Raw genomic sequence first — 22,605 nt, 5'->3', positions numbered from 1 at the left:
AGCATTATGGCTAATAAAAAATCCCCAAAAACAGCCAAGGCACCAAAAACGAAAAAGCAGAGACCGGCTCGTTCAGAATTGCGCACCATCGGTTCCCAGCCGATTGTCCTGTTCGTTCTGTTCCAGCTGGTTTCTCTGCTTATTGTCATGGTCAGCGGACGCGGCACCGCATACCTGTATATGATGATCCCGCTGTTGGTTATCACCTACGGCGGTTGGTTCCTTGTCAATCGCATCGGCGCGGAAATCTCTTTCTTTATCAACGCCGCTATGCTGCTGACTTTCGGCACAATGATTCAATGCATGCTCCTCAAGGAGGACGGTATTCCGAAATCGCTGATCGTCATCTATGCGCTGGCAGCTGCCGCAGGTCTGATCTGCGGCTTCCTTTACCGCCGTATGCCGGTGATCGCATCGGCCAATGGCGTGGCGATCCTGATGATCGCATCCGTCGTGCTCTATCTCGCCACGCTGGTTCTCGGCGCGGCAGTCGGCGGCGGCGTGCGCAACTGGATCCGCATCGGCGGTATGTCCATCCAGCCGTCTGAATTTAACAAGGGCATTTATGTCCTCGTCATGGCAGGTCTGCTGTGCACCAAGGATCAGCCCGGGCGCAAGCGCATTTGGACTTCCATCCTGTTCACACTGGTCAACCTCGGCTTCCTCGGTATTCAGGGCGAGTTCGGCACCTTCCTGCTGATTCTGTGCACATTTCTCGCATTTATTTTCCTGTTTGTCCCAGATATCAAGGTATTCATTTCCGTCTTCAGCATTCTGCTGGCGGGCGGCACAGCGGTCACAGCCTGCTGCATGGCACTGCTCAAGGTAACCGGCGGCACAAGTGATTTCGGCCCGATGAGCTTTATTCTGGCACAGATCAAGAAAATTTCCAACCGATTTGTCTACTGGCTTGACCCGGCAAGTGATGCGCAGGGCGCAGGCTATCAGATTTTACAGGCGCGCAAGGCGCTGCTCAATTCCAACCTGTTCGGCAGCGACACGACAACACCGCTGTCCAACCCAACCAACGACATGGTATTCCCGGCGCTCACCGAGCGCTGCGGCCTGCTGATCGCGCTGACGGTCTGCATCCTGTTCGGTCTGCTGCTGGTTCGCGGCACGCGCATCTATTTCCGTTGCTCGGATCGCTACCATCAGGCTGTATGCGCAGGCCTGTGCTTCCAGCTGATTCTTCAGGCATTTATCATCATCGGCGGTTCGATTGGCATGTTCCCGCTCACCGGCATCACGCTGCCGCTCATCTCCCGCGGCGGTTCCTCGCTCATGTCAACGTTTATCTTCCTGGCGGTTATCCTCGTAATCTCCGCAGGAAATCTCTGGGATGGAAGGAGGGACTACTCCCATTATGAAACCAAGCTTCAAAAAGCGCGTACAGTGCATACAAACCGCGTTTCTTCTGTGCGCAATCGCAGTCGGCGTCGGACTGGTGTGGACAACGCTCGGAAATCCTGAGAGCCGTGAAGCTGCGGCGGCGGAAACCGCACAGCGCACCTATCTGCGCGGCACAATCTATGACCGCGACGGAAAAGCAATCAACTATTCCGAAGAGGTCAACGGCACCCGCAAATACACCGGCGGACGCGCTTTTTCCACAGTAACCGGCTATTTCTCGCGGATTTACGGTACCACCGGTATTGAAAAGACATTTAACACCGAGCTGGTCTCCAGCAAATGCAAGGGTGATACCAAAAAGGGTCACGACATCACGCTGACGCTGGACCGCGATCTGCAAAACGCCGCATATGATTCGATTTCCAACATTGCAGAGGGCGCCGCAGTTGTGCTCGATGCGCAGACCGGTGAAATTCTCGCGCTGGCATCCACACCGACCTATGAGCCGGAAACGCTCGAGGACAACTGGTCGGAGCTGTGCTCGGTAGATGGCCTGTTCCTGCCGAACGCCTATAAATCGACCTTTGCCCCCGGTTCTGACTTCAAAATCATTACGGCCTGCGCGGTCATTGACAACGGCGTAGCAGATACCACAGTCAACGACCAGGGCTCGTATACCTTTAAAAACGGCCAGACAATCACCAACTATGACAGCCGTGCATTCGGCGAAATCGATCTGGACGGCGCGATCAAGAACTCTTCCAACGTCTATTTTATCACCAAGGCGCTGGAAATGGGCAGCGACAAGCTGGAGGCAAGTCTGCGCAAGTTCCTGCTCGGCGAAGACATTCAGCTGGATTTCACAACGCTCAGCTCCAATCTCGATTTTGAGGACTACCGCGATGAGGTTGTTGGCTCCATTGCTTTTGGTCAGGGCAAAACCGAAGTCACGCCACTCTACATGGCTATGGCTGCACAGGCGATCGGCAATGACGGTGTCATGCTCAAGCCGTACATGATTCAGTCTATCGACACCGGCGATGGCAAAAACGTCACGACCGGACAGACCACCGAGCTGACTACCGTGACCAGTAAGGAAACGGCAGATCAGGTCACCAGCGCAATGACACTGGCAGCAGAGCATTACGGCTTCGATTATGTCGGCCCGGAGGGCTGGGATATCGCGGCAAAGACAGGCACGGCGCAGACCGGCACCAACACCAACGCCTGGATTGTCACCTTCGCCCCGTCGGAGAACCCGAAATATGTCGTCGTCGTCATGGCGGCACATCAGGGACATGATGGTATCTACTACAAGGATTCCGTCGACCAGCTGTACGACGCACTGGTTGATTATGACCAGTCCAAAAACAGCAGCTCCAACAGCTCTAACAGTGACGAATAATATATGATATGCATGATAAAAGCTCCTGTTCCCGATAAAAAGGGACAGGAGCTTTTGTTCTGTTCTTATCTTAAAACCTTTCTGCGAAGGAACTTTCCCACCACATCGTTGAATTCGTCAAAATTATCCGCATTGGCATTGTGTGCCGCCGCCGAAATAACATGCATCGGATATCCGCTCTGCTCTGACCATTTGCGGCAGTATTCCGCAAATTTACCTTCGTAGTCCAAAGCACCGACAATCAGCAGCACCGGACAGGTGAAATCAATCGCTTCTCTGCGTGTAAACCGGTCTTCAAATGTGTCACGAAATACCTGGACGATCTCACGCTTCGGCATCTGCTCAATCATGGCGAGTGCATTGTGATAGCCATAGCTGGATTGCCCGCGTGCCCGCGCCAAACTGGTGTGCAGCAGATGCTCCGGCAGACGTTTGACCGACATCGGTACGCGGCGCATCTGCCGCATCTCTGCCGCCGAATAATACTGATCGCCAAACGGCATGACGCCGACACCGATAAATGCCTGTACCTTTTCCGGGTGCTGAGCTGTATACTCCTGACAGACATAGCCGCCAATGCCGACACCCACCAAAATCACACGGGACAGCCTTTCCCGCTGCAAAATCGCTTCCAGCTCCTCCGCTGCATGCGCATACGAGAAATCCTGATAGGCACGCGACCTGCCATGCAGTGGAATGTCCCATGTCAAAACGGTGTAATCGCGCCCAAAATACGGTACCTGTTTGTCAAACGCATGGTGGTTTACTGCAATGCCATGTGTAAATACAATACACGGCGCATCGGCGTCCGCATGGCGCTCCACCCAATAATACGTCGCTCCGCGCGGCGAAGATATCAGCTTCCCGACCACAGCCATTCCTCCTGTTCTCAATCTCTCATCATATCTTCTCTCAGCTTCTGCACGCCGTCACCGTGAACCGCAGAGCAATGCACAATTTTCGCCCGTGGATTCAGTTCATGCACATCCTGTGCAAAACGCACCGGGTCAAAGTTGGTATATGGCAGCAAATCCATCTTATTCAGCACCACCAGATCGGATGTCTGGAAAATCAGCGGATATTTGCGCGGTTTGTCATTTCCCTCGGTCACACTGATGACGGCAATCCGCTTGTGCTCACCGAGTGCAAATTCCGCCGTACAAACCAGATTGCCAACATTGTCGATGATAATCGTTGTAATCCCGTCCAGATTGAACTGATCCAGTGCGGCTTCGATTGCATCTGCCTCCAGATGGCAGGCGCCCTGTGTATTGAGCTGTACTGCCTGCACCCCACAGGCACGTATGCGCTGCGCGTCCTCGTCGGTAAACAGGTCACCTTCGATGACCGCAATGTGTGCTGCGTCCTGCCGGAGCAGCTGTTCCAGCAGTGTCGTCTTACCCGATCCGGGCGTGCCGAGCAGATTGAACAGGCGGATGCCCTGCGCATCCAGTCTGTGCCGCACACGCTGTGCAATGTTGTCATTGCGCGCATAAACCGATTCATTCAGTTCCACTTGCTTCAAACTGTCAATCCCCCTCTATGCCGCGGACAAATTCCTGCCGCGCGCCTGTAATCGTGTCATCCTGTTCGATGGTCAACACGGCATGTGACGCCTGCGTGCCCTGCTTCGCAATCTCAAAAAAGAATTGCAGCTGCGCCGGATTGACACAGGACTGCGCACCGACAGCAAGCGTAATGCCGGTGATATCGCGAATGCCGTGCTGCTGCGCGGCACGCTCCGCGATCAGCAGAATTTCCCGGCAGACTGCGCCCTCATGCATGGGTGCGCCTCTTTGTCCGGACAAACACCTGCCGCTCGTTCCTGCGCAGTACGCGCACCGGGAATGGACACTGTACCGCACACTGTCCGCATCCAATGCAGCTTTCCGGCAGGAAGTTCAGCTTTTTCTGTTTTTTGTCATACCAGGTCGCCTCCGTCGGGCAGAAATTTCCGCATTTGCCGCAACCGACACAGGCGTTCTCATCCACAATCTCCGGCATAACGTATGCCTTCACCAGAATTTGCGACAGCGACCCGCTGCGATAGCCGTGATAGAGAAAACAACAGTCGACACAACAGTTACAGATCGCGATTTCCTCTTGATTGGTGTCCATGCCATAGTGATAAATCGTGTGGATACAGCCCTTCTGCTCAAAATCCGCAATCATGCGTCTGGCTTCCTCCAGACTGATTTTTCGGCCGATGCCGCTGTCTGCAATCTGTTCGCTGAGCGCACCGACCATCATACAGCCTTCCAGCGATAGGTCAAACGCACAGCTTTCCCCCTTCACGCGCCTCAGCGTGCGGCAGAAACAGTTCATCACCGCCAGCTGATCCGCATGTCGTTCGAGCATGGGCATGATTTCCCCCGCTGTCGTGACCGCCTGCTCTGCCGTAATCGGTTCATCCAGCGCGATGCTCTTTTTGCCGCGCGAAACCGTAACCGACATGCGTGCGGGCAGCTGCTGAATCGTGCGGCTGTTGACATGGTTCATATACAGGCGCACCGGCGGGATATTGAGCCGCAGCAGCCAGTCTTCAAATGCCGCAAATTCCTCCATCATACGCCTGCGAGCGGGATCATCCAGCGAGCCGCCGCCATAGACCTCAATCCAACCTGGAAAAATCGGTGCGAGCTCATAGGCTCCGTTCCGCTTCCACATCAGGCTCTTGCGCAGAATATCCGCAAAAAATGCGTCAAACTGCTGTGGCTTGCCATACAGTTCACACAGCTGCTCCCGTGTCATCTGCCGCGCGCCCACGGCAAGGAGAAAGTCTGCTTCTTCCTCATTCATGACGATGCGGAAGCAATTTTTTACCGGCTGTACGAGCGGAATGGTGAACTGCGATTTTGCATTCATCTGCGCGCCAAGCTGTTTGATTTTCTCGTCCGAGATCGTCATGCCTGCATCTGTCCGGGCAGCCTGCGTGCGCGGAACTGTTCGATCATATAATGCGTCAGATCAAGCGGGTCTTCCTCATATGCCGGCGGAATTTCATCCGGTGTAAACCATCCTGCTTCCTTCAGTTCATCTTCCTGAAGCGTGATTTTATCGCTGCCGTCCAGTTCTGCCCAGTAGCCGATCATCTGTGCCCCAGAGAAGCCCCACGGCTGATTGCCATAGTATTGCAGATTCTTAATCTTCAGACCAGTTTCTTCGAGTACCTCACGATGCACGGTCTCCTCCATCGTTTCGCCCACGCTCATATAACCGGAAACCAGTGCATAGACTGGATTTTTATAGACCGAAGAACGGGTCAGCAAAATGCGGTCACCATTGCGCACACCGACAATCACTGCCGGACACACGGTCGGATAGGTGACCGAATGGCAGTCCTCATTGGTACAGCGCATGGCCAGCTCTTTTGCATCCGGGCGCATCGGAGCGCCGCACACACCGCAGAAGCGATGTGTCTGGAACCACTGGTACAGATGCAGGCCGGTAACTGCTGCAAGCCGCAGCCAGCGCGGTTGGGCGGTACGCAGGCAGCGCGAAACATCCTTTTTCAACTGACTGCGGATATCCTCCGGCAGATCGAGTACAGTGAAAAACTGGATGCCGTCCACCTCCAGCATATGTACCAGCAGCTCATCCGAGCCGCCCAGTGCACACCAGTCACGATATGTCGGCAGCGTGCCGGTTTCCGGCAGCAGGAACACATCGGTATGCTCAAACAGCAGCACAAAATCGGTTGCCTTCGGCTTTGGTTTTGCAAATTCGGTACTGAGCATATGCTGTCCAATTTCCTGAATCATAGGTATCCTCCCAATTCATTTCTGTGAATGAATATCTTTTTATTTTATTGCGGTCATATTATGCATTTCTATCGCTTCTTTTATTATACGTTCTGTCGTGTAAAATGCAAGCATTTCTGCCGGCTCCGAGTTGAACAGCACGTAAAATTTCAGTATAATAACTATGGTATTGATTGGAGGGAATCACAGATGAAACCATCCTTATGTCATCTCACGCCGCTGCGGGCAGACATTGTCTCGACCGCGCAGCGTGCATATCATTCCGGCCTGATGGCAGGAACCAGCGGAAACCTGAGCTGCTATGACCCGGAGAGCGGCTGTATGGCGATTACGCCGAGCAACATGGATTATTCGGTCATGACACCGGAGGACATCGTTCTGATGCAGCTGGACGGCACCGTGCTGGACGGCGGCAAGCCGTCGTCCGAATGGAAAATGCACGCAGAGCTTTATCAAAATCTGCCGGAGGTGCGCGCCGTCGTGCACACGCACTCGCCCAACGCCACCGCCTATGCCGTGCTGCGCCGGGAAATCCCGTGCGTGCTTGTTGAAATGCTGCTGTTCCTCGGCGGCAGCATCGAGGTCGCGGCATATGCCGCCCAGGGCTCCGCCGCCGTCGGCACACACTGTCTGCCTATTCTGCGCCGCAAACCCGCCTGTCTGCTCGCCAACCACGGCGTTGTGACAACAGGAGCCACTCTCGAGCAGGCGTACACCAACAGTATATACGTCGAGGATTCCGCCAAAATAGTCCGGCTCGCCATGAGTACGGGCAGCCCAATTCCGGCGGTCATCGATGAGGAAGGAAGCAAACCCTACCATGAATGAATATCTGTCCGACCACGTCCATCTGACTGACGACGGCACAGCTGTCGTCATCCTCGACCAGACACAGCTCCCCTGCCGCACAGAATATCTGACTCTGCGCACAGCGCAGGAAATGTTCGATGCCATCCGGCTTTTGCAGGTACGTGGTGCGCCCGCCATCGGTATCTGTGCGGCATATGACCTGTATGTGCTCGCACAGCAGGTTTCGTCCGATACACCGGAGGCATTCCTCACACAGCTCCGGCAGCAGGCGGACTATCTGGCATCCTCCCGCCCGACTGCGGTCAATCTGAGCTGGGCGCTGAACCGTATGCTGGACATCGCCGCTGCACAGACATCCATCGCGGACATGCTGTCCGCCCTGCACCGCGAATGTATCGCCATCCACGAGGAAGACATCGCAATGTGCCGCGCCATTTCGGAATACGGCCTGACGCTTATCAAAGACGGCGACGGCATCCTGACGCACTGCAATGCAGGTCCACTGGCCACCTCGCGCTACGGCACTGCACTCGGCCCGCTGTTCCTCGGCAAAGAACGCGGCATGCATTTCCATGTCTTTTCCGATGAAACCCGTCCACTGCTTCAGGGCGCGCGGCTTACCTCCTATGAACTCAGCCGCGCGGGCATTGACGTCACTCTGATCTGCGACAATATGGCCAGCCTGGTCATGAAAAATGGCTGGATACAGGCGTGCTTTGTCGGCTGTGACCGCGTCGCGGCCAATGGAGATACCGCAAACAAAATCGGTACCTCCGGCGTCGCCATTCTTGCCCGGCACTACGGTATTCCGTTCTATGTACTCGGCCCGACGTCCACCATTGATCTGTCCTGTGCGACCGGCGCGGATATTCCGATTGAACAGCGCGACCCTGAGGAAATCAAACAGAAATTCTATGCCGAACCGATGGCGCTGCCGGAGGTCAAGTGCTACAATCCCGCATTTGATGTCACCGACCAAAGCCTGATCTCCGGCATTGTCACCGAATACGGCATCTGCCGCGCGCCATATACCGAAAGCCTGCGCACGGTCTTTGCACAGAAAACCGCCGGACAATCCGGCGAAGGGAGGAATCCGCTTTGAACACCCGCCTGTATAACGCCCGCATTCTGACCATGGCGGACGGAACTGAACCCATCTGGGGCGAAATCTGGATTGAAAACGACAAAATTACTTATGTCGGCGCGGAAAAGCCGACGGAGATCCATTGGGATGTCGAGCGCAATGTCTGCGGCAATCTGATTCTGCCCGGCTTCAAAAATGCGCACACGCATTCTGCGATGACATTCCTGCGCTCGTATGCCGATGACCTGCCGTTGCACGATTGGCTGAACACACAGGTATTCCCGATGGAGGCCAAACTGAACGAAGACCTGATCTACCATCTGTCCAAGCTCGCCATTCTGGAATACCTCACAAGTGGTATCACGGCGAATTTCGACATGTATCTCACACCGGATTCCATTCTACAGGCGTCCATTGACTGCGGCTTCCGCACCGTACTGACCGGTGCCGTCAACGATTTCAGCCAGTCTGCCGCCCTGATCGGTGAATGGTACCAGAAATACAACGGTTATCACCCGCTGATCTCATTCGAGCTTGGTTTCCATGCGGAATACACCACCTCGCGCGATATTCTTGAGGATCTCGCGGCACTCGCTGCGCTGTACCGCGCCCCGGTCTACACACACAATTCAGAAACCGCATCCGAAGTGCAGTCCTGTGTCGAAAAGACCGGCATGACACCGACACAGTACCTCGACTCACTGCACCTGTTCGACTACGGCGGCGGCGGATATCACTGCGTCCACATCACGCCGGAGGACATTGAGATTTTCAAGCAGCGCGGTATTTCCGTCATCACAAACCCGGCATCCAATCTCAAGCTCGCCAGCGGCATCGCACCGATTCAGGCGCTGCTGGATGCAGGCGTCAATCTCGCCATCGGTACGGACGGTCCGGCGAGCAACAACTGTCTCGACATGTTCCGCGAGATGTTCCTGACTACAGCGCTCGCCAAGGTACGCGAAAATGACGCCTCCGCCGTCGATGCAAACGCCGTGCTGCGCATGGCGACAGTCGGCGGAGCGAAGGCCATGCGCCTGACCGACTGCGAGACACTGACTCCGGGCAGCCAGGCAGACCTGATCGTCCTCGACCTGAACCAGCCAAACATGCAGCCGCTGAACAACATCAGCAAAAACATCGTCTACAGCGGCAGCAAGCAGAACGTCGTGCTGACAATGGTTGCCGGTAAAATTTTGTATGAAAACGGACAGTTCGATGTCGGCGAAGATCCTGCATCGATTTACGCCAAGGCAAATGAAATTACCGCACAGCTGAAAGCGCAATAAACACACAAATACACGCAAAAAATCCACCCTTGCAGGTGGATTTTTTTGCGCGATCTGAAACCGAAGAAATTTTCGACGATTTCGCAAACGCAAGGAATCACCCCGCATTTGCAAAAACAGGCGAAATTTTCAACTTTTCAGATATGTTATCCATTTCAGTCCTGACGAAACTTCTCCGACTGGCTTGCAATCAGATCCACGTCATCGAAATAGTTGATTTTCATCGCATCGCGCACATCATGCAACGTCTGTGCTGCGACCTCACGCGCCTTTGCGCTGCCTTCCTTCAGGATTTCATAAATCGCCGGAATATCCTTCTGCAACTCCTTACGGCGCTGACGAATCGGCTCCAGCTCTTCCTGAAGGACATTGTTCAGGAATTTCTTAACCTTGACATCACCGAGACCGCCGCGCTGGTAATGGGCCTTGAGTTCATCGAGATTTGCATACTCCGGCCAGTAGCGCTCGAAATGCTCCGGCTTGCAGAATGCATCCAGATAGGTAAAGACCGTATTGCCTTCAATCTTGCCGGGGTCCTGTACGCGGATGTGATCCGGATCGGTATACATGCTCATGATTTTCTTGCGCACTTCCTCCGGTTCATCCGACAGGTAAATGCAGTTGCCGAGCGATTTGCTCATCTTCGCCTTACCATCAATGCCCGGCAGGCGCATGCATGCCTGATTGTCCGGCAGAAGAATCTGCGGCATGGTCAGGGTCTCGCCGTATACACTGTTGAACTTATGGACGATTTCGCGCGTCTGCTCGACCATCGGCATCTGATCCTCGCCCGCCGGGACAGTAGTCGCCTGGAATGCGGTGATATCGGACGCCTGGCTGATCGGATAGGTGAAGAAACCAACCGGAATGCTGGCCTCAAAATTGCGCATCTGGATTTCCGACTTGACGGTCGGGTTGCGTTGCAGGCGGGATACCGTGACGAGATTCATATAATAGGTCGTCAACTCGCACAGCTGCGGCACCTGTGACTGAATAAACAGTGTAGACTTTGCCGGATCCAGACCACAGGACAGATAGTCCAGTGCGACCTCAATGATGTTCTGGCGAACCTTCTCCGGATTGTCGGCGTTGTCGGTCAATGCCTGCGCGTCTGCAATCATGATGTAAATTTTATCATATTCTCCGGAATTCTGTAATTCAACACGCCGTCTCAGCGAGCCGACATAATGTCCTACATGCAGTCTGCCGGTCGGACGGTCTCCGGTCAAAATAATCTTACCCAATGTACTTCCTCCTAAGCGGCGCACAGCACACAGCATGCGCACGTTTGTTTCCTTTACTAATGTAATACAAAATGCCCATAAATGCAAGTTATTTTGTACGCTGTGTCTTGCACAAAACGCAGAAGAAGCATGGCATACATGCCATGCTTCTCCCGCAGAACAATGGTTCCTGTCCGAACGCTCCGGCCAGACGGCTGCCCGGCCTGTCCGGCAGGCGATCAGCCCATCTGGAACGATTCGCAGTCAGTGCACTTCTTCTCAGTCGGGTTCATCTCATGGGTGCCGACCTGAATGCTCTCGAGCGCGCAATAATCTGCGTCAGAACAATGGTTCTTGCACTGCTGTACCGAACAGCGGATGCTCTTGTTTGCATGACATTTGTCCATCATAACAATGTCCTCCTTTTGATTGGTTCACCTATAGCATGCCCGCCCGCGCACAATTTATTCACTCTGCTGTGCGTTCTGGAGCGCTTGTGCATCATAGGCTCCCTGTACCATATTGAGAAAATCGTTCCATTTGTTCTCATGAATGATGGTCTGTGGACAGATTTTTCCGGAAAAATCGCGGTGCTGCTTGACAGCATCCAGCGGCAAGTCATATTTGAGCAGCAGATATGCCGTCAGCTGTGCCGCGTTGCGCATTGTGTGGTCAAAATTTCCGCCCGCATTGACGCACAGCTCAATGCCAATACCGCACTGATTGCCGCCGCCCGGTGTCATGCGGTCACCCGCATGGTAACCAACCTCGTTGTCCGGCAGATGATGCCAGATTTCCGTATCGTCTACCGTATAATGCCAGCTTTTCTGTTCCTTCCAGCAATTTTCATGGATGTATTCGTTGTGTGCCTTTGCGGTTGCATGCGCACCCGTATTGTCAGTTTCATGGATTACAATATAGCGCACCGTGCGTTTTTTCTCCGGACGCGCCGGTGAATCCTGCGGGATGTAATCGGTATGTACGGCAAGACCTGCAATGGAATCCGGTGCGTCCGATTGCTCCTGTGAAGACTCCGGGCCGAAAACCGCATACAGCACACATGCCGACAGCGTAACGGCGAGAATGGCACCGAACAGCAGCCAGAGCATGGCACCCGATGATACTTTTTTCTTTTTCCGTGCCACTGCGCCTCACCTCCGCCGCAAAACAATGTATGTGGAACGGTTCTGAAAAATCCCGCCCGGAACAAATTCCGAACGGGATTGGAAATTCAAACAGACTTTTTCTTCCGCAATGCAAACAAGGATTTTCTTCTGGAAGACTTCGCCGTCTGAGGATATTTTCTGATCTTTACCAGGTAATAGATAACTGCCAGAATCACAGACAGATAGAATGACGCATTCGGACGGCGCAGGATACCTGCCGTATTATATGCGTTAATCAGTGCCAGCAACAGCGAAATGCCAAAGGCGCCCGCATCCAGCGTGAAATATTTTTTCGCGTCCTTCACCAGCGCCCAGCCGACAAGATACAGGAAATACGCCAGAAATGCCAGAAACAAAATAAGCCCGACGATGCCATACAGGAAATAGATGCCGTGGAAATCGTTCTCTACGTCATACATGTCACCCTTGTATACCATCTTATCGCGTTCCAGGCCAAACAGGCGGGATGAGAACGGCTCCTCATCCATCAGCAGCGAGCAGAACATGATTTTACTCATGCGTGCACCGGTGATCTGGGAGACATCCGTGGAAAAATTGCAGTTTTCCATCACCTTCTCCACGCCAAACCGCTGTACGAGGTCAGAACGGTAATACACATAAATCTGATTGAACTGACGCATTTTATCGATGCTGGTTTCTTCTTCCTTCTCTTCCTCTGTCAGAACAGAGGTACCGCGGTCAGCCGACATCGAGTTGAGCACACTCTGCTTTTCCTGCATCGTCTGGCCATAGCTCATCTGATGCTCATACATCGGAGAAATTTTGAAACACACAAGGCTGATGGCTGCAACCAGCACGAGAATACCATATTTCACTTTATCTGCATACCCGCATACCGCCGTGACAAAAAGAATGCCGATGGTGGAGGCAAAAATCGCCATATATGCCAGCCGGGTACCGAGAAAATACAGCTGTCCACAGCTCAGGACGGCCACCACAGCCAAAATCCATGGCTGTTTTGCCCGATATGCCATACAGAGCAGCACCGGTGTCAGCATACTCATAATGGATGCCTGTGAATTGGTAGTCGAAAACCAGCCCAGAATCCCCGACTGCGTGTCCACATAGGTATGCGGATTGGTGCCGGTGATGACACTGAGCAGAACGACAATCGTGATGATACCGAAGGAAATAAAAAATCCAGCTTTGACCCAGCGGAATGTGCGCGGGTCAGCCTTTAAAAACGAAATAAAACAGAAGGTGAACAGCGGGATTTGAATCACACGGATATAATTCGTGAAATCCGCAACCGGGCTGACATACCCCGCGATGAAGCAGCCCGCCATATGCAGCACAAAAAAGACCGCGCATACTGCCGCAAGATACCAGTAATACTTCCGGCGGTCGGAAAGGATGTAACCCGCCAGCGCCGTTGCCGCCAGCACCAGCATGCGCAGCAGCAGCGAAGGTGCGGTGCTCATTCCCAATCGATCCAGCCAGAAGGACAGGACATCCATCGCCGGCTGGGCGGCGAATAAAACAAAGATACACACAGCCAGATGCTGTTTCAGCACTGACCGGCATCGCTCCAACAATTGAACAGCCATCATAGACTCCTAACAATACCCTTTCTCTATTTGCCATATGCGGGAAAACAGCAATTTTCCCTTGGATAACGCAACACATTATACCGTTCGACAAGAAACTTGTCAAGCAGGCGGCAGCTCTTCCTGCTCCGCGCTGTACGCTTTGATTTTTACAAAATAATAGATTACTGCCAGCACAACGGACAGGTAAAACGAAGCATTTGGACGACGCACAACGCCGGCCGTACAATAGACATGCACGAGCAGCAGGCACAGCGATATGCCGAACGCGCCCGCTTCCAGCGTGAAATACCGTGAAAAATCACGCAGCATGGCTCGCACGATCAGCCACGCAAAATACAACAGGAACAGAATAAACGCTGCAAGCCCGACAGCACCGTACAGATAAAAGATGCCGTGAAAATCGTTCTCCACATCATAGGTCTCGCCGTCCCACGTCATGTCGGACAGCTCCATGCCGAACAGTACGGCAGGCAGACCGGTGTCTTCCATCAAAAGCCGACAATACGTGATTTTCATCTCGCGCCAGCCGGACAGGCGCTCCGCATCGCGTGAATAGCCGTATTGCTGCATGACACGCGCCGCGCCGAACCGATCGACCAGCCCGCCCAGATGCTCCTCATAAACCGGGAGCAGACACAGCTCCGGCGACTGCTCCACCGTTGTGCCGTATTCCTCCTCTGCCTGTGCAATCATCTCGTCTGCGCGCTGCTGCTTTTCGCGTACAATGTCCTGATGCTCCGCCTGATTGCGGTACATCGGTGAAACAAAATAGCCCGCACCGCAGATAACTGCCCCTGCCAGCAAAATAGCTGCCGCCTTTTTGTCCAATCGACGGCACAGCAGCATGACGAGAATCAGTCCGGCGGCGCTGACGAAAATCGCCAAATACGCCAGCCGCGTCGCAAACAGATACAGCACCCCGAACGAAGCTACTGCTGCTGCCACTGTCCACAGTGTTTTTTTGGCCCGGATCGCCTGCATCAGCAGCACGGGAACCAATGCCGATAAAATCGCACTCTGCGAATTGGCGAAATAAAACCAGCCGAGCAAGCCAATGGACTTGTTGGGATATGTATACGGATTGGTTCCGGTTGCCGCACTGAGCAGCTCGACCGCGACAATCATGACAAAATTGACGGCAAAGCCGCGCTCTATCGCGCGGTAGCTGTCCTCCCCGCCCTCACGCAGGAACGTGACAAAGCAGAAGACAAACAGTGGAATCTGTGCCACACGGATGTAATTGGTGAGATCATAGACCGGATCGGAATAGCCTGCTGTCCCGCACGCCCAGATATGCCCTGCTGCCAGCAGCATGAGCACGGCACACAGCGCAAAATAAATTTTTCTGTTCCGGCTCAGCCCAAAGCCCACCAGCGCTGTCCCGGCGAGCATGGCAAACCGCAACAACAGGGAGACAGTATTTCCTCCGCCCAGTGCATCCAGCCAGTAGGACAGCACATCCATACCTGGCTGCGCGATAAACAGCAGCAAAATCAGCTGCGGCAGATGCTGCCGCAGGTACGTCTGCCCCGCCGCAGCAGGTTGTTGTTGTGACATAAGCAAAATTCCTTTCCCCGGTTTATTGCAGCACGCCGCGCAGGCTGCCCAACAGCTCCGCCGTGCGGAAACGGATCTCATACTGTGTACCGTCCCTGTGAATCAGTGCATCTTCTTCCTCCGTTAAAGCCCGTTCCCCGCTTGCGGCGTCGTAACACAGCGACGGATACAGCACACACCACCAGTTGTGACCCTCCGCCTGTCCGATACGAATCTGGAGCCCTTCATACTGTCCTGCCGGAAGCGAAAATGCCGCGTAATCGCGTGTCGGGTACCATTCCTCAGCCAAGCATGCAGTAACGTGCTCGGTGTGCCCGTTGTCATAGACCTCCTGCTGGGCGGCATTGGCGATTTCCTGCATGTGCGCACGCAGCATTTGCTGCATATCCGCACGGCTGTCTGCCTGCTGCTCCAGCGGCTGCATGAGTTCCAGCACGCGGTCGCGTACGCGCAGCTTGAGCGCCTGATCTTCTTCCGAGTCCGAATGAGCGACCACGCGCAGGCGCAGAACATCGTCCGCCAGCTCCTTCTGTACGGTATCACAAGCCGCTGCATAACACAGCGCGAAAAAAAGTGTGAGTGCAACCGTCAATTCCCAGCGCGCGCGGCGCATGTTTTTGATTTTCATAAGTACAGCTTCCTTTCGATATCTGAAGATATCAAAAGTATCGCCTGTTGTGTCAGCGTTTAACCTGTGCCGCCGTACAAAAATTCGTCAGATAGGTTTCCGGATACTGCGCCGCAAGGGTATCGCACGCCGCCTGCGCCTCCTCCGGCTTCTCAAACAGGCCGAAATTCGACGGCCCCGAACCGCTCATAATCGCGCCCATTGCGCCGCAGCTGCGCAGCGTGCCGCAGATTGCCTCCACCTCGGGGTGCATACCCGCCGTAACCGGCTGCATGACATTGCACAGCAGCTGTGCCACACGGAAACAGTCCCCGGCGGCAATTGCGGCGCACATCGCCTGTGTGTCTGGGCGCTCCGCGATCTCTGCGGAATCAATTGCGCGGTAAATCGCCGGCGTGGAAACCGCAATCGGCGGCTTGCACAGTACAACATGTGTCTGCGGTACATCAGGCAGGCGCGTCAACACCTCACCGATGCCCTCCGCCAGCATCGTACCGCCGGAAATGCAGAACGGTACATCCGCCCCCAGCTTCAACCCGATCTCCATGAGTTTTTTCTCACCCAGATGGGTATCATACAGTTCATCCAACAGCACCAACACCGCAGCGGCATCCGTGCTGCCGCCCGCAAGTCCTGCCGCCACAGGAATATTTTTCTCAATAACAATCGAAATGCCGTCACATGGCGTTCCAGTCTCGCTGAGAAACAGCTCCGCCGCACGATAGGCCAGATTGCTGTTGTCAGCGGGCAGGTCGCTGCCTTCGACAGACAGCCGGATGCAACTGCCCGTGCCGACGCAAGCTGTCACCATGTCGTGCAGCCCGATGGACTGCATGACCATGCAGACATCGTGATAGCCATTGGAGCGCTTTCCTGTGACGTCCAACGTCAGATTGATTTTGGCATGTGCCTCTGCCGTTGCCTGTTTCATATTCTCTCCCCCTGTCTCACAGTCTGTGCTGGATTGCTTTTCCGTTTTCAAAATCGGTTATGTAGGCAAAGCCAAATGCGCGCAAACGGTCAAGTGCCTGTGGAATGCCTGCGCCGATGCTCTCCGGCGCATGGGAATCCGAACCGGTCGTGATATATGTGCCGCCCAGCTCGCGATACCGCGTCAGCACGAAATCCTCCGGCCCGACCGATTGCTGCCAGCCAAATAATCCTTTTGCATTGCATTCCAGCGCGATGCCACGCTCAATGATGCCCTTCAAAATGATATCCACACGCTCCATGTAGCCCTTCAGGGACGGGCGGTTGTGCGGCAGCTTCATGACGCGCAGCGGATAATCGATGTGCCCCAGAATCTGAAAATGGCCATATGCCAGCATGGCTTCCATCTCGTCAAAATATGCGTGCAGGAAATCGTTCTGGTTGATATTCTCATAGCGGTAAAAATACATGTCCATATCAGCCGCCGTCTGATGAATCGAACCAATGACATAGTCAAACGAAAATTCTTTTTGCAGCTTGTCCGCAAGCTCTGGTGCTGCATGCGGCTGTCCCATCTCAATTCCCGCGCGCAGCGTAATCGTTCCGACAAATTCCTCCCGGCAAGCGGCAATATCCCGCTGCTGTGCTGCGATATCCGGCAGAATCATACGTCCGCTGCGGAACGGCGCAATTTCACGCGCATATCCCGCAAAATCCACCTCATCCGGTGCAAAGTCCGACGCTGACAGCGCATCCGTCCGGAAAAATTCCAAATGCTCGGTAAACCCCAGCACATCGATGCCGCCCTGTATTGCCGCCTGCACGTGCTGCCGGAGCGGCCGGTCTGCGGCGTCATAGGAATAGGCGGTATGTGTATGCAAATCTGTTGTCATTGCGAATTTCCTCATTTCGTGCAGCAAATTATGATTCATTATACCGCCTGTGAACGCGAAACACAAGTGCCACACGCATAAGTCAGCGAAAACCGGTCATACTGAATATAGCATGAAAAGGAGGTTTTTATATGGACAAATTTGTCCTGACGCTCGTCATCATCGGCGCGGTCAACTGGGGCTGTATCGGCCTGTTTGGGCTGGATATCGTCGGTGCGCTGTTCGGCGGGCAGGGCGCGATGATCAGCCGCATAATTTACGCCGTGATCGGTCTGGCGGGCCTGTGGGCGCTCACCTTTTATTCCAAGCTGCACAGCGGCAGCTCGGATGAGTCGTAATTCTGTGCACAGCAAAGCGGGCTGTCTCCGATAAGCCGGAGACAGCCTTTGCTGATTTTTCCGGCGATAAAACAGGGGGCAGGAAACTGATTTTCCTGCCCCCAAATCGTTCTCTTTTTCAGATTATTCGTCCTCTGCTGCCTCAACCAGGCGCTTGGTATCCTCTGCGATAACCAGCTCCTCGTTGGTCGGGATGACCAGAACACGGACACGCGCGTAATCGACGGAAATATCCATCTGACGGCCGCGGTACTTGTTCTTCTCCGGGTCAACCTTGATGCCGAGGTATTCCATGTGCTCACAAACGTCCCAACGAACAGAACGGTCGTTCTCGCCGACACCTGCGGTGAATACGACTGCGTCAACGCCGCCCATTTCTGCGATGTAGGAGCCAATCAGCTTCTTAACCGAGTTGATGAAGATATCCTTTGCCAGCTTAGCGCGCTCATTGCCCTCGTTGATTGCGGTATCCAGATCGCGGAAGTCGGAGGATACGCCGGAAACGCCGTATACACCGGATTCCTTGTTCATGACCTCGAGGATTTCCTCTGCGCTCTTGCCCTCATGCTCACACAGGAAGTTGATGATTGCCGGATCGATATCGCCCGAACGGGTGCCCATCGGCAGGCCTGCCAGCGGGGTGAAGCCCATGGAGGTGTCCACCGACTTGCCGCCCTTGACTGCGGTTACGGAAGAACCGTTGCCCAGATGGCAGGTGATGACGCGCAGGTGCTCCAGCGGGATGCCCAGCATTTCAGAAGCCTGCTGTGCAACGTACTTATGAGAGGTGCCATGGAAGCCGTAACGGCGGATCTTATACTTCTTATAGTAGTCGTAAGGGATGGAATAAATGTAATCGACTGGATCCATCGTCTGATGGAATGCGGTATCAAATACGGCAACCTGCGGAATGTCGGCACCCATGACATCCTTGCAGGCGTCGATGCCGATCAGGTTTGCGGTGTTGTGAAGCGGTGCAAGCGGGATACAGTCCTCAATTGCCTTGATAACGGAATCGTCGATAATAACGGAATCAGCAAAGTACTCGCCGCCGTGTACAACGCGGTGTCCGACTGCATCGATTTCCTTCATGGACTCGATGACGCCCCACTCCTTGTCGACAAGGATGTTGATAACCGCACGGATTGCGTCCGCATGATCCTTCATCGGTACGTTTTCACAATACTTTTCCGACTTATTCGGGTTTGTATGAGTCAGACGACCGTCAATTCCGATTCTCTCACACAGACCCTTGGCAAGAACTGCCTTGTTGTCCATGTCAAACAGCTGATACTTGAGCGAAGAACTGCCCGCATTAATAACAAGTACATTCATTTCTCTCATACTCCTTTATCATAATCATAACATTGCAAGAATATCGTCATCATAGTACAATAAACTTATCAGTAATTTTATTTTACACCACCTGATAAAATTTCTCAACTACTTTCCTTAGAAATTTGTGGAGGATTTATGAATATCTGCGCGATCATAACAGAATACAATCCGTTTCATGCAGGACATGCCTATCAAATTGAAGAAGTTCGCCGACGATTGCCGGATTGTGCGGTTATTTCGCTCATGAGCGGCAATTATGTCCAGCGCGGTGAGCCTGCAATCTGGGACAAATACTTGCGCGCGGCGTGTGCCGTGGACGCAGGCGGGCCCGATCTCGTACTGGAACTGCCGTTGACGGCAGCGCTCTCCTCTGCCGAAGGATTTGCACAGGGAGGAATCCATCTAGCCGCTGCACTCGGCTGCGTGACACACCTCTCCTTTGGCTGTGAAACCGGGACAGAAGAATATCTGATGCAGCTGGCCGCCTGCCTGAACACAGATGAATTCTCTGCTCGTCTGCGCGCCCTGTTGCCGAACAGCGCCAGCTATGCGCACGCAGCAGCTGCCGCCGCACAGGAACTGTGCCCGCAGGCGGCATCCCTGCTGGACTCCCCCAACGACCTGCTCGCTGTACAATACTGCCGGTTTTTACAGAAAATCTGTCCGGGGGTTCAGCCGATTGCCGTGCGCCGGCGCGGCGCGGCACATGACGGCACGCCGGAAGACGGCATCCCATCGGCCTCGCATGTACGCCGCCTGCTGCGCGCGGGACGGGCAGATGAGGCATTCGATCTGCTCCCCTCCGCCTGCCGGGAACGCGGCAGCGTGGCACGCCGGCACAGTTGGGATGATCTTGCCTCCGCCGTGCTCCCTTATCTGCGACGCCTGACTCCGGAAGACATCCGTGCGCTGCCCGGTGTATCCGAAGGGCTGGAAAATCGGTTTTATCAGGCATGCCAGAAGGCACAAACGCTGGATGAACTGTGGGACAGAGTTCGTTCGCGCCGCCATCCGCTCAGCCGTGTGCGCCGCCTGGTGCTGTGCGCCTATCTCGGCATCACACAGGAACTCACCGCACTGCCGCCCGCCTTCGTGACTGTACTTGCCATGAACACGCGCGGCCGCGAGGTGCTGCGAACCATGAAGCAAACCTGCTCCCTCCCGGTCATTGTAAAGCCGACGCAGGCGCGCACACTGACCGGAACTGCCGCCCGCCTCTGGAACCTGACTCTGTCTGCTGATGACCAGTTTTATTTCCCCGCCCCCGCCGGAACCAGCTGGACACAGACGCCGTTTTACCGCAGGCCGTACTGACATGTGCCTGCGGTAAAAAATTCCCCAAAGTACTTTACCTGATAGAGTAATCGCGTGATCCTTCATAAAAAAGAAACACAGGAGTTAAACCAATTTCAACTCCTGTGTTTTTCCTACTCTCCGTCTATGCGCTCAATTTTGAAAATAACCGGACGGGTACCGTCGTTGCAGCACGCGATCATGACGCGCTCATCATTTGTCCAGCCGTCCATAATCGAACCACCCTGTAATGCCGCATAGACATAGCGGCTGATACAGTCCCATGCCTCCGCACAAAATTTTCCGTCCATCATGTGCCAGAAATCATCGCGCTTGTCGCTGCGTTCCAGAATAAATTCCTGTCCAACCTCGAATATCGGACAGACACCAGCGTTCGGGTCTGCCAGATATTCCTCCTGTAAATCGGTAAACAGTTCCTTTCTGAGCACTGTAATCTTACACTTGCGTTTTCTCTTCACAGAACGCTCTCCTCCTTTTCCTTCAGACGGGCAAACTGGCGGATCGTTCATCCGACATGTTTGCAGCGCGCGGGAGCGAGCCACAAGGTTTTCTTTTGCCTACTTTTCTTTTCCTCAAAAAGAAAAGTACGGTTATCTCTCGTATTCAAATTCCATCTCGCCCATGATAACCGGGTCGCCATCCTGAATGCCCATGGCTTCCAGCTTGTCGAACACACCGGCTGCGCGCAGGCGGCGGTCGAGATACTGGCGGGATTCATAGTCGTCAAAATTGACCGAACCGGTGACGCGATCAATCCACGCGCCGGATACAATATAATAGTCGCCGTCCTTCGTAATTTCGATATCGTCCTCGGTGACCGGTTTATCTGCCGGCTCCGGAATGAACTCCGGCTCATAAACGAGCACCGGCGGCAGCTCCTCGAGCGCGTGCCAAGTCTGGTTCATCAGCTCACGCACACCCTGATTGGTCGCGGCAGACATCTCCGCATAGGCAAAACCATGATCCTCTGCCCATTTGCGGATGGCTTCCAACGGCTCACGGTTGTCGCCCAGCAGGTCAATTTTGTTCGCAACGACAATCTGCGGGCGGTTTTCCAGATCAATGGAATACTGTCCCAGCTCGCTGTTGATCTTTTCCAGATCATCAATCGGGTCGCGCCCTTCACTGCCTGCCGCATCGACGATATGCAGCAGCAGGCGGCAGCGGTCAATATGACGCAGAAACGCATGTCCCAGACCGGCGCCTTCAGACGCACCTTCGATGATGCCCGGAATATCTGCCATGACGAACGATTCGCCCTCGCCAATCGATACAACGCCGAGATTCGGTACCAGCGTGGTAAAATGATAATTGGCAATCTTCGGACGCGCCGCCGATGCCATCGACAGCAGTGTGGATTTGCCCACATTCGGGAAGCCGACCAGTCCGACGTCCGCCAGCAGCTTGAGCTCCAGACGGATTTCCAGCTCCTGACCGGGCAGACCCGGCTTGGCAAACCGCGGTGCCTGACGGGTCGGGGTGGCAAAATGGACATTGCCCCATCCGCCCTTGCCGCCACGTGCCGCAACAAACGGCTCGGAATCAGACAAATCCTTGATTACCTGTCCGCTCTTCGCGTCGCGCAGAATGGTGCCGCGCGGCACGCGGATGACCAGATCCTTGCCGTCCTTGCCGGAGCAGCGCTTGCTGCCGCCCGGTTCGCCTGCGGGCGCGGTATATTTCTTTTTATAGCGGAAATCCATCAGTGTCGACAGGTTGTCATCCACCTGAAACACAATCGAACCGCCGCGGCCGCCGTCACCGCCGTCCGGACCGCCGGAAGCAATGTATTTCTCGCGGTGGAACGATACCTTTCCGTCGCCGCCCTTGCCGGAACGAATCCAGATTTTCGCGGTATCAATAAACTGTGGCATATGAACTCCTTTCCAGAGTGTTCCTGAAAAAAAGCACCTCAGACAATATGTCCGAGGTGCCTTTCGCATCA

General features: G+C 54.4%; 23 protein-coding genes. 7 read left to right on the top strand and 16 right to left on the bottom strand.

Going from position 1 to position 22,605, the window contains the following annotated elements:
• Positions 1-6 precede the first annotated feature (6 nt).
• Both ACLM7Z_RS09005 and ACLM7Z_RS09000 read left to right on the top strand, forming a co-directional pair.
• Positions 7-1,473, top strand: coding sequence for an FtsW/RodA/SpoVE family cell cycle protein (locus tag ACLM7Z_RS09005; protein WP_273349841.1), 1,467 nt, complete (start codon positions 7-9; stop codon positions 1,471-1,473).
• Positions 1,367-2,758: a peptidoglycan D,D-transpeptidase FtsI family protein gene (locus tag ACLM7Z_RS09000; protein ID WP_435644920.1), complete on the top strand. Its 1,392-nt coding sequence runs from the start codon at positions 1,367-1,369 to the stop codon at positions 2,756-2,758. The genes ACLM7Z_RS09005 and ACLM7Z_RS09000 overlap by 107 nt, the downstream gene beginning before the upstream one ends.
• Before the next feature lie 65 nt (positions 2,759-2,823).
• On the opposite strand, the gene ACLM7Z_RS08995 is transcribed toward ACLM7Z_RS09000, so the two are convergent.
• The 5 genes from ACLM7Z_RS08995 to nudC are packed head-to-tail and all read right to left on the bottom strand — an operon-like array spanning position 2,824 to position 6,519.
• Complete coding sequence (locus ACLM7Z_RS08995; RefSeq protein ID WP_165761054.1) at positions 2,824-3,630, bottom strand: alpha/beta fold hydrolase; 807 nt, start codon at positions 3,628-3,630, stop codon at positions 2,824-2,826.
• 17 nt (positions 3,631-3,647) lie between these two features.
• Positions 3,648-4,274, bottom strand: coding sequence for a hydrogenase nickel incorporation protein HypB (gene hypB / locus ACLM7Z_RS08990; protein ID WP_242969808.1), 627 nt, complete (start codon positions 4,272-4,274; stop codon positions 3,648-3,650).
• Positions 4,275-4,287: 13 nt separating this feature from the next.
• The gene (locus ACLM7Z_RS08985; protein WP_087018177.1) at positions 4,288-4,542 is read right to left on the bottom strand and encodes a hydrogenase maturation nickel metallochaperone HypA; all 255 of its coding nucleotides are present in this window, start codon (positions 4,540-4,542) and stop codon (positions 4,288-4,290) included.
• Positions 4,535-5,665, bottom strand: coding sequence for a 4Fe-4S dicluster domain-containing protein (locus ACLM7Z_RS08980; protein WP_435644919.1), 1,131 nt, complete (start codon positions 5,663-5,665; stop codon positions 4,535-4,537). The genes ACLM7Z_RS08985 and ACLM7Z_RS08980 overlap by 8 nt, the downstream gene beginning before the upstream one ends.
• Positions 5,662-6,519, bottom strand: coding sequence for an NAD(+) diphosphatase (gene nudC / locus ACLM7Z_RS08975; RefSeq protein ID WP_273350396.1), 858 nt, complete (start codon positions 6,517-6,519; stop codon positions 5,662-5,664). Before nudC ends, ACLM7Z_RS08980 begins: the two co-directional genes overlap by 4 nt.
• A gap of 189 nt (positions 6,520-6,708) precedes the next feature.
• Between nudC and ACLM7Z_RS08970 the strand changes: the two genes are divergently transcribed.
• The 3 genes from ACLM7Z_RS08970 to ACLM7Z_RS08960 are packed head-to-tail and all read left to right on the top strand — an operon-like array spanning position 6,709 to position 9,702.
• Entirely contained in the window at positions 6,709-7,347 is a 639-nt protein-coding gene (locus ACLM7Z_RS08970; RefSeq protein ID WP_087018183.1) for a class II aldolase/adducin family protein, read from the top strand.
• Complete coding sequence (gene mtnA / locus ACLM7Z_RS08965) at positions 7,340-8,431, top strand: S-methyl-5-thioribose-1-phosphate isomerase (protein WP_087018185.1); 1,092 nt, start codon at positions 7,340-7,342, stop codon at positions 8,429-8,431. The genes ACLM7Z_RS08970 and mtnA overlap by 8 nt, the downstream gene beginning before the upstream one ends.
• Positions 8,428-9,702, top strand: coding sequence for an amidohydrolase (locus ACLM7Z_RS08960; RefSeq protein ID WP_435644918.1), 1,275 nt, complete (start codon positions 8,428-8,430; stop codon positions 9,700-9,702). The genes mtnA and ACLM7Z_RS08960 overlap by 4 nt, the downstream gene beginning before the upstream one ends.
• Positions 9,703-9,857: 155 nt before the next feature.
• Here the strand turns inward: ACLM7Z_RS08960 and trpS are convergent, their stop codons facing one another.
• The 8 genes from trpS to ACLM7Z_RS08920 form a co-directional block, all read right to left on the bottom strand.
• A complete protein-coding gene (trpS, locus tag ACLM7Z_RS08955) occupies positions 9,858-10,946 on the bottom strand; it encodes a tryptophan--tRNA ligase (protein ID WP_273350397.1) in 1,089 nt (362 codons plus the stop codon).
• 218 nt (positions 10,947-11,164) lie between these two features.
• Positions 11,165-11,335 (bottom strand): DUF1540 domain-containing protein, encoded by a 171-nt coding sequence (locus tag ACLM7Z_RS08950; protein ID WP_407922950.1) that lies wholly within the window; start codon positions 11,333-11,335, stop codon positions 11,165-11,167.
• Positions 11,336-11,389: 54 nt separating this feature from the next.
• Positions 11,390-12,070, bottom strand: coding sequence for a peptidoglycan recognition protein family protein (locus ACLM7Z_RS08945; protein WP_435644917.1), 681 nt, complete (start codon positions 12,068-12,070; stop codon positions 11,390-11,392).
• An 86-nt stretch (positions 12,071-12,156) separates the two neighbouring features.
• Positions 12,157-13,659 carry an O-antigen ligase family protein gene (locus tag ACLM7Z_RS08940; protein ID WP_435644916.1) on the bottom strand — a complete coding sequence of 501 codons (1,503 nt, stop codon included), beginning with the start codon at positions 13,657-13,659 and terminating at the stop codon, positions 12,157-12,159.
• A gap of 102 nt (positions 13,660-13,761) precedes the next feature.
• Positions 13,762-15,219: an O-antigen ligase family protein gene (locus ACLM7Z_RS08935; RefSeq protein ID WP_435644915.1), complete on the bottom strand. Its 1,458-nt coding sequence runs from the start codon at positions 15,217-15,219 to the stop codon at positions 13,762-13,764.
• Between the two features lie 22 nt (positions 15,220-15,241).
• Positions 15,242-15,847 (bottom strand): stage II sporulation protein R, encoded by a 606-nt coding sequence (locus tag ACLM7Z_RS08930; protein ID WP_273350400.1) that lies wholly within the window; start codon positions 15,845-15,847, stop codon positions 15,242-15,244.
• 52 nt (positions 15,848-15,899) lie between these two features.
• Positions 15,900-16,778 (bottom strand): 4-(cytidine 5'-diphospho)-2-C-methyl-D-erythritol kinase, encoded by an 879-nt coding sequence (gene ispE / locus ACLM7Z_RS08925; RefSeq protein ID WP_087018197.1) that lies wholly within the window; start codon positions 16,776-16,778, stop codon positions 15,900-15,902.
• A 16-nt stretch (positions 16,779-16,794) separates the two neighbouring features.
• A complete protein-coding gene (locus ACLM7Z_RS08920; RefSeq protein ID WP_165761057.1) occupies positions 16,795-17,670 on the bottom strand; it encodes a histidinol-phosphatase HisJ family protein in 876 nt (291 codons plus the stop codon).
• A gap of 131 nt (positions 17,671-17,801) precedes the next feature.
• On the opposite strand from ACLM7Z_RS08920, the gene ACLM7Z_RS08915 reads away from it, so the two are divergent.
• The gene (locus ACLM7Z_RS08915; protein ID WP_087018201.1) at positions 17,802-18,008 is read left to right on the top strand and encodes a DUF378 domain-containing protein; all 207 of its coding nucleotides are present in this window, start codon (positions 17,802-17,804) and stop codon (positions 18,006-18,008) included.
• A gap of 123 nt (positions 18,009-18,131) precedes the next feature.
• Here ACLM7Z_RS08915 and ACLM7Z_RS08910 read toward each other — a convergent pair whose 3' ends face one another.
• The gene (locus ACLM7Z_RS08910) at positions 18,132-19,343 is read right to left on the bottom strand and encodes an acetate kinase (RefSeq protein ID WP_087018202.1); all 1,212 of its coding nucleotides are present in this window, start codon (positions 19,341-19,343) and stop codon (positions 18,132-18,134) included.
• 138 nt (positions 19,344-19,481) lie between these two features.
• On the opposite strand from ACLM7Z_RS08910, the gene ACLM7Z_RS08905 reads away from it, so the two are divergent.
• On the top strand, positions 19,482-20,660 hold the full coding sequence (locus tag ACLM7Z_RS08905) for a nucleotidyltransferase family protein (protein ID WP_273349120.1): 1,179 nt from the start codon (positions 19,482-19,484) through the stop codon (positions 20,658-20,660).
• Positions 20,661-20,773: 113 nt separating this feature from the next.
• On the opposite strand, the gene ACLM7Z_RS08900 is transcribed toward ACLM7Z_RS08905, so the two are convergent.
• Both ACLM7Z_RS08900 and obgE read right to left on the bottom strand, forming a co-directional pair.
• The gene (locus ACLM7Z_RS08900; RefSeq protein WP_242969793.1) at positions 20,774-21,118 is read right to left on the bottom strand and encodes a TIGR04076 family protein; all 345 of its coding nucleotides are present in this window, start codon (positions 21,116-21,118) and stop codon (positions 20,774-20,776) included.
• Between the two features lie 132 nt (positions 21,119-21,250).
• Complete coding sequence (obgE, locus tag ACLM7Z_RS08895; RefSeq protein WP_087018208.1) at positions 21,251-22,534, bottom strand: GTPase ObgE; 1,284 nt, start codon at positions 22,532-22,534, stop codon at positions 21,251-21,253.
• Positions 22,535-22,605 lie beyond the last annotated feature (71 nt).

This window comes from Butyricicoccus porcorum (assembly GCF_051246315.1).
GTDB lineage: Bacteria > Bacillota > Clostridia > Oscillospirales > Butyricicoccaceae > Butyricicoccus_A > Butyricicoccus_A porcorum.
This window is presented reverse-complemented; position numbering and strand designations above follow the sequence as displayed.

Coding starts and splice junctions, on each gene's coding strand:
- ACLM7Z_RS09005 (WP_273349841.1), top strand. CDS start 7: ATGGCTAATAAAAAATCCCCAAAAACAGCCAAGGCACCAAAAACGAAA.
- ACLM7Z_RS09000 (WP_435644920.1), top strand. CDS start 1,367: ATGAAACCAAGCTTCAAAAAGCGCGTACAGTGCATACAAACCGCGTTT.
- ACLM7Z_RS08985 (WP_087018177.1), bottom strand. CDS start 4,542: ATGCATGAGGGCGCAGTCTGCCGGGAAATTCTGCTGATCGCGGAGCGT.
- ACLM7Z_RS08980 (WP_435644919.1), bottom strand. CDS start 5,665: ATGACGATCTCGGACGAGAAAATCAAACAGCTTGGCGCGCAGATGAAT.
- nudC (WP_273350396.1), bottom strand. CDS start 6,519: ATGATTCAGGAAATTGGACAGCATATGCTCAGTACCGAATTTGCAAAA.
- ACLM7Z_RS08970 (WP_087018183.1), top strand. CDS start 6,709: ATGAAACCATCCTTATGTCATCTCACGCCGCTGCGGGCAGACATTGTC.
- mtnA (WP_087018185.1), top strand. CDS start 7,340: ATGAATGAATATCTGTCCGACCACGTCCATCTGACTGACGACGGCACA.
- ACLM7Z_RS08950 (WP_407922950.1), bottom strand. CDS start 11,335: ATGATGGACAAATGTCATGCAAACAAGAGCATCCGCTGTTCGGTACAG.
- ACLM7Z_RS08940 (WP_435644916.1), bottom strand. CDS start 13,659: ATGGCTGTTCAATTGTTGGAGCGATGCCGGTCAGTGCTGAAACAGCAT.
- ACLM7Z_RS08935 (WP_435644915.1), bottom strand. CDS start 15,219: ATGTCACAACAACAACCTGCTGCGGCGGGGCAGACGTACCTGCGGCAG.
- ACLM7Z_RS08930 (WP_273350400.1), bottom strand. CDS start 15,847: ATGAAAATCAAAAACATGCGCCGCGCGCGCTGGGAATTGACGGTTGCA.
- ispE (WP_087018197.1), bottom strand. CDS start 16,778: ATGAAACAGGCAACGGCAGAGGCACATGCCAAAATCAATCTGACGTTG.
- ACLM7Z_RS08920 (WP_165761057.1), bottom strand. CDS start 17,670: ATGACAACAGATTTGCATACACATACCGCCTATTCCTATGACGCCGCA.
- ACLM7Z_RS08915 (WP_087018201.1), top strand. CDS start 17,802: ATGGACAAATTTGTCCTGACGCTCGTCATCATCGGCGCGGTCAACTGG.
- ACLM7Z_RS08910 (WP_087018202.1), bottom strand. CDS start 19,343: ATGAATGTACTTGTTATTAATGCGGGCAGTTCTTCGCTCAAGTATCAG.
- ACLM7Z_RS08905 (WP_273349120.1), top strand. CDS start 19,482: ATGAATATCTGCGCGATCATAACAGAATACAATCCGTTTCATGCAGGA.
- obgE (WP_087018208.1), bottom strand. CDS start 22,534: ATGCCACAGTTTATTGATACCGCGAAAATCTGGATTCGTTCCGGCAAG.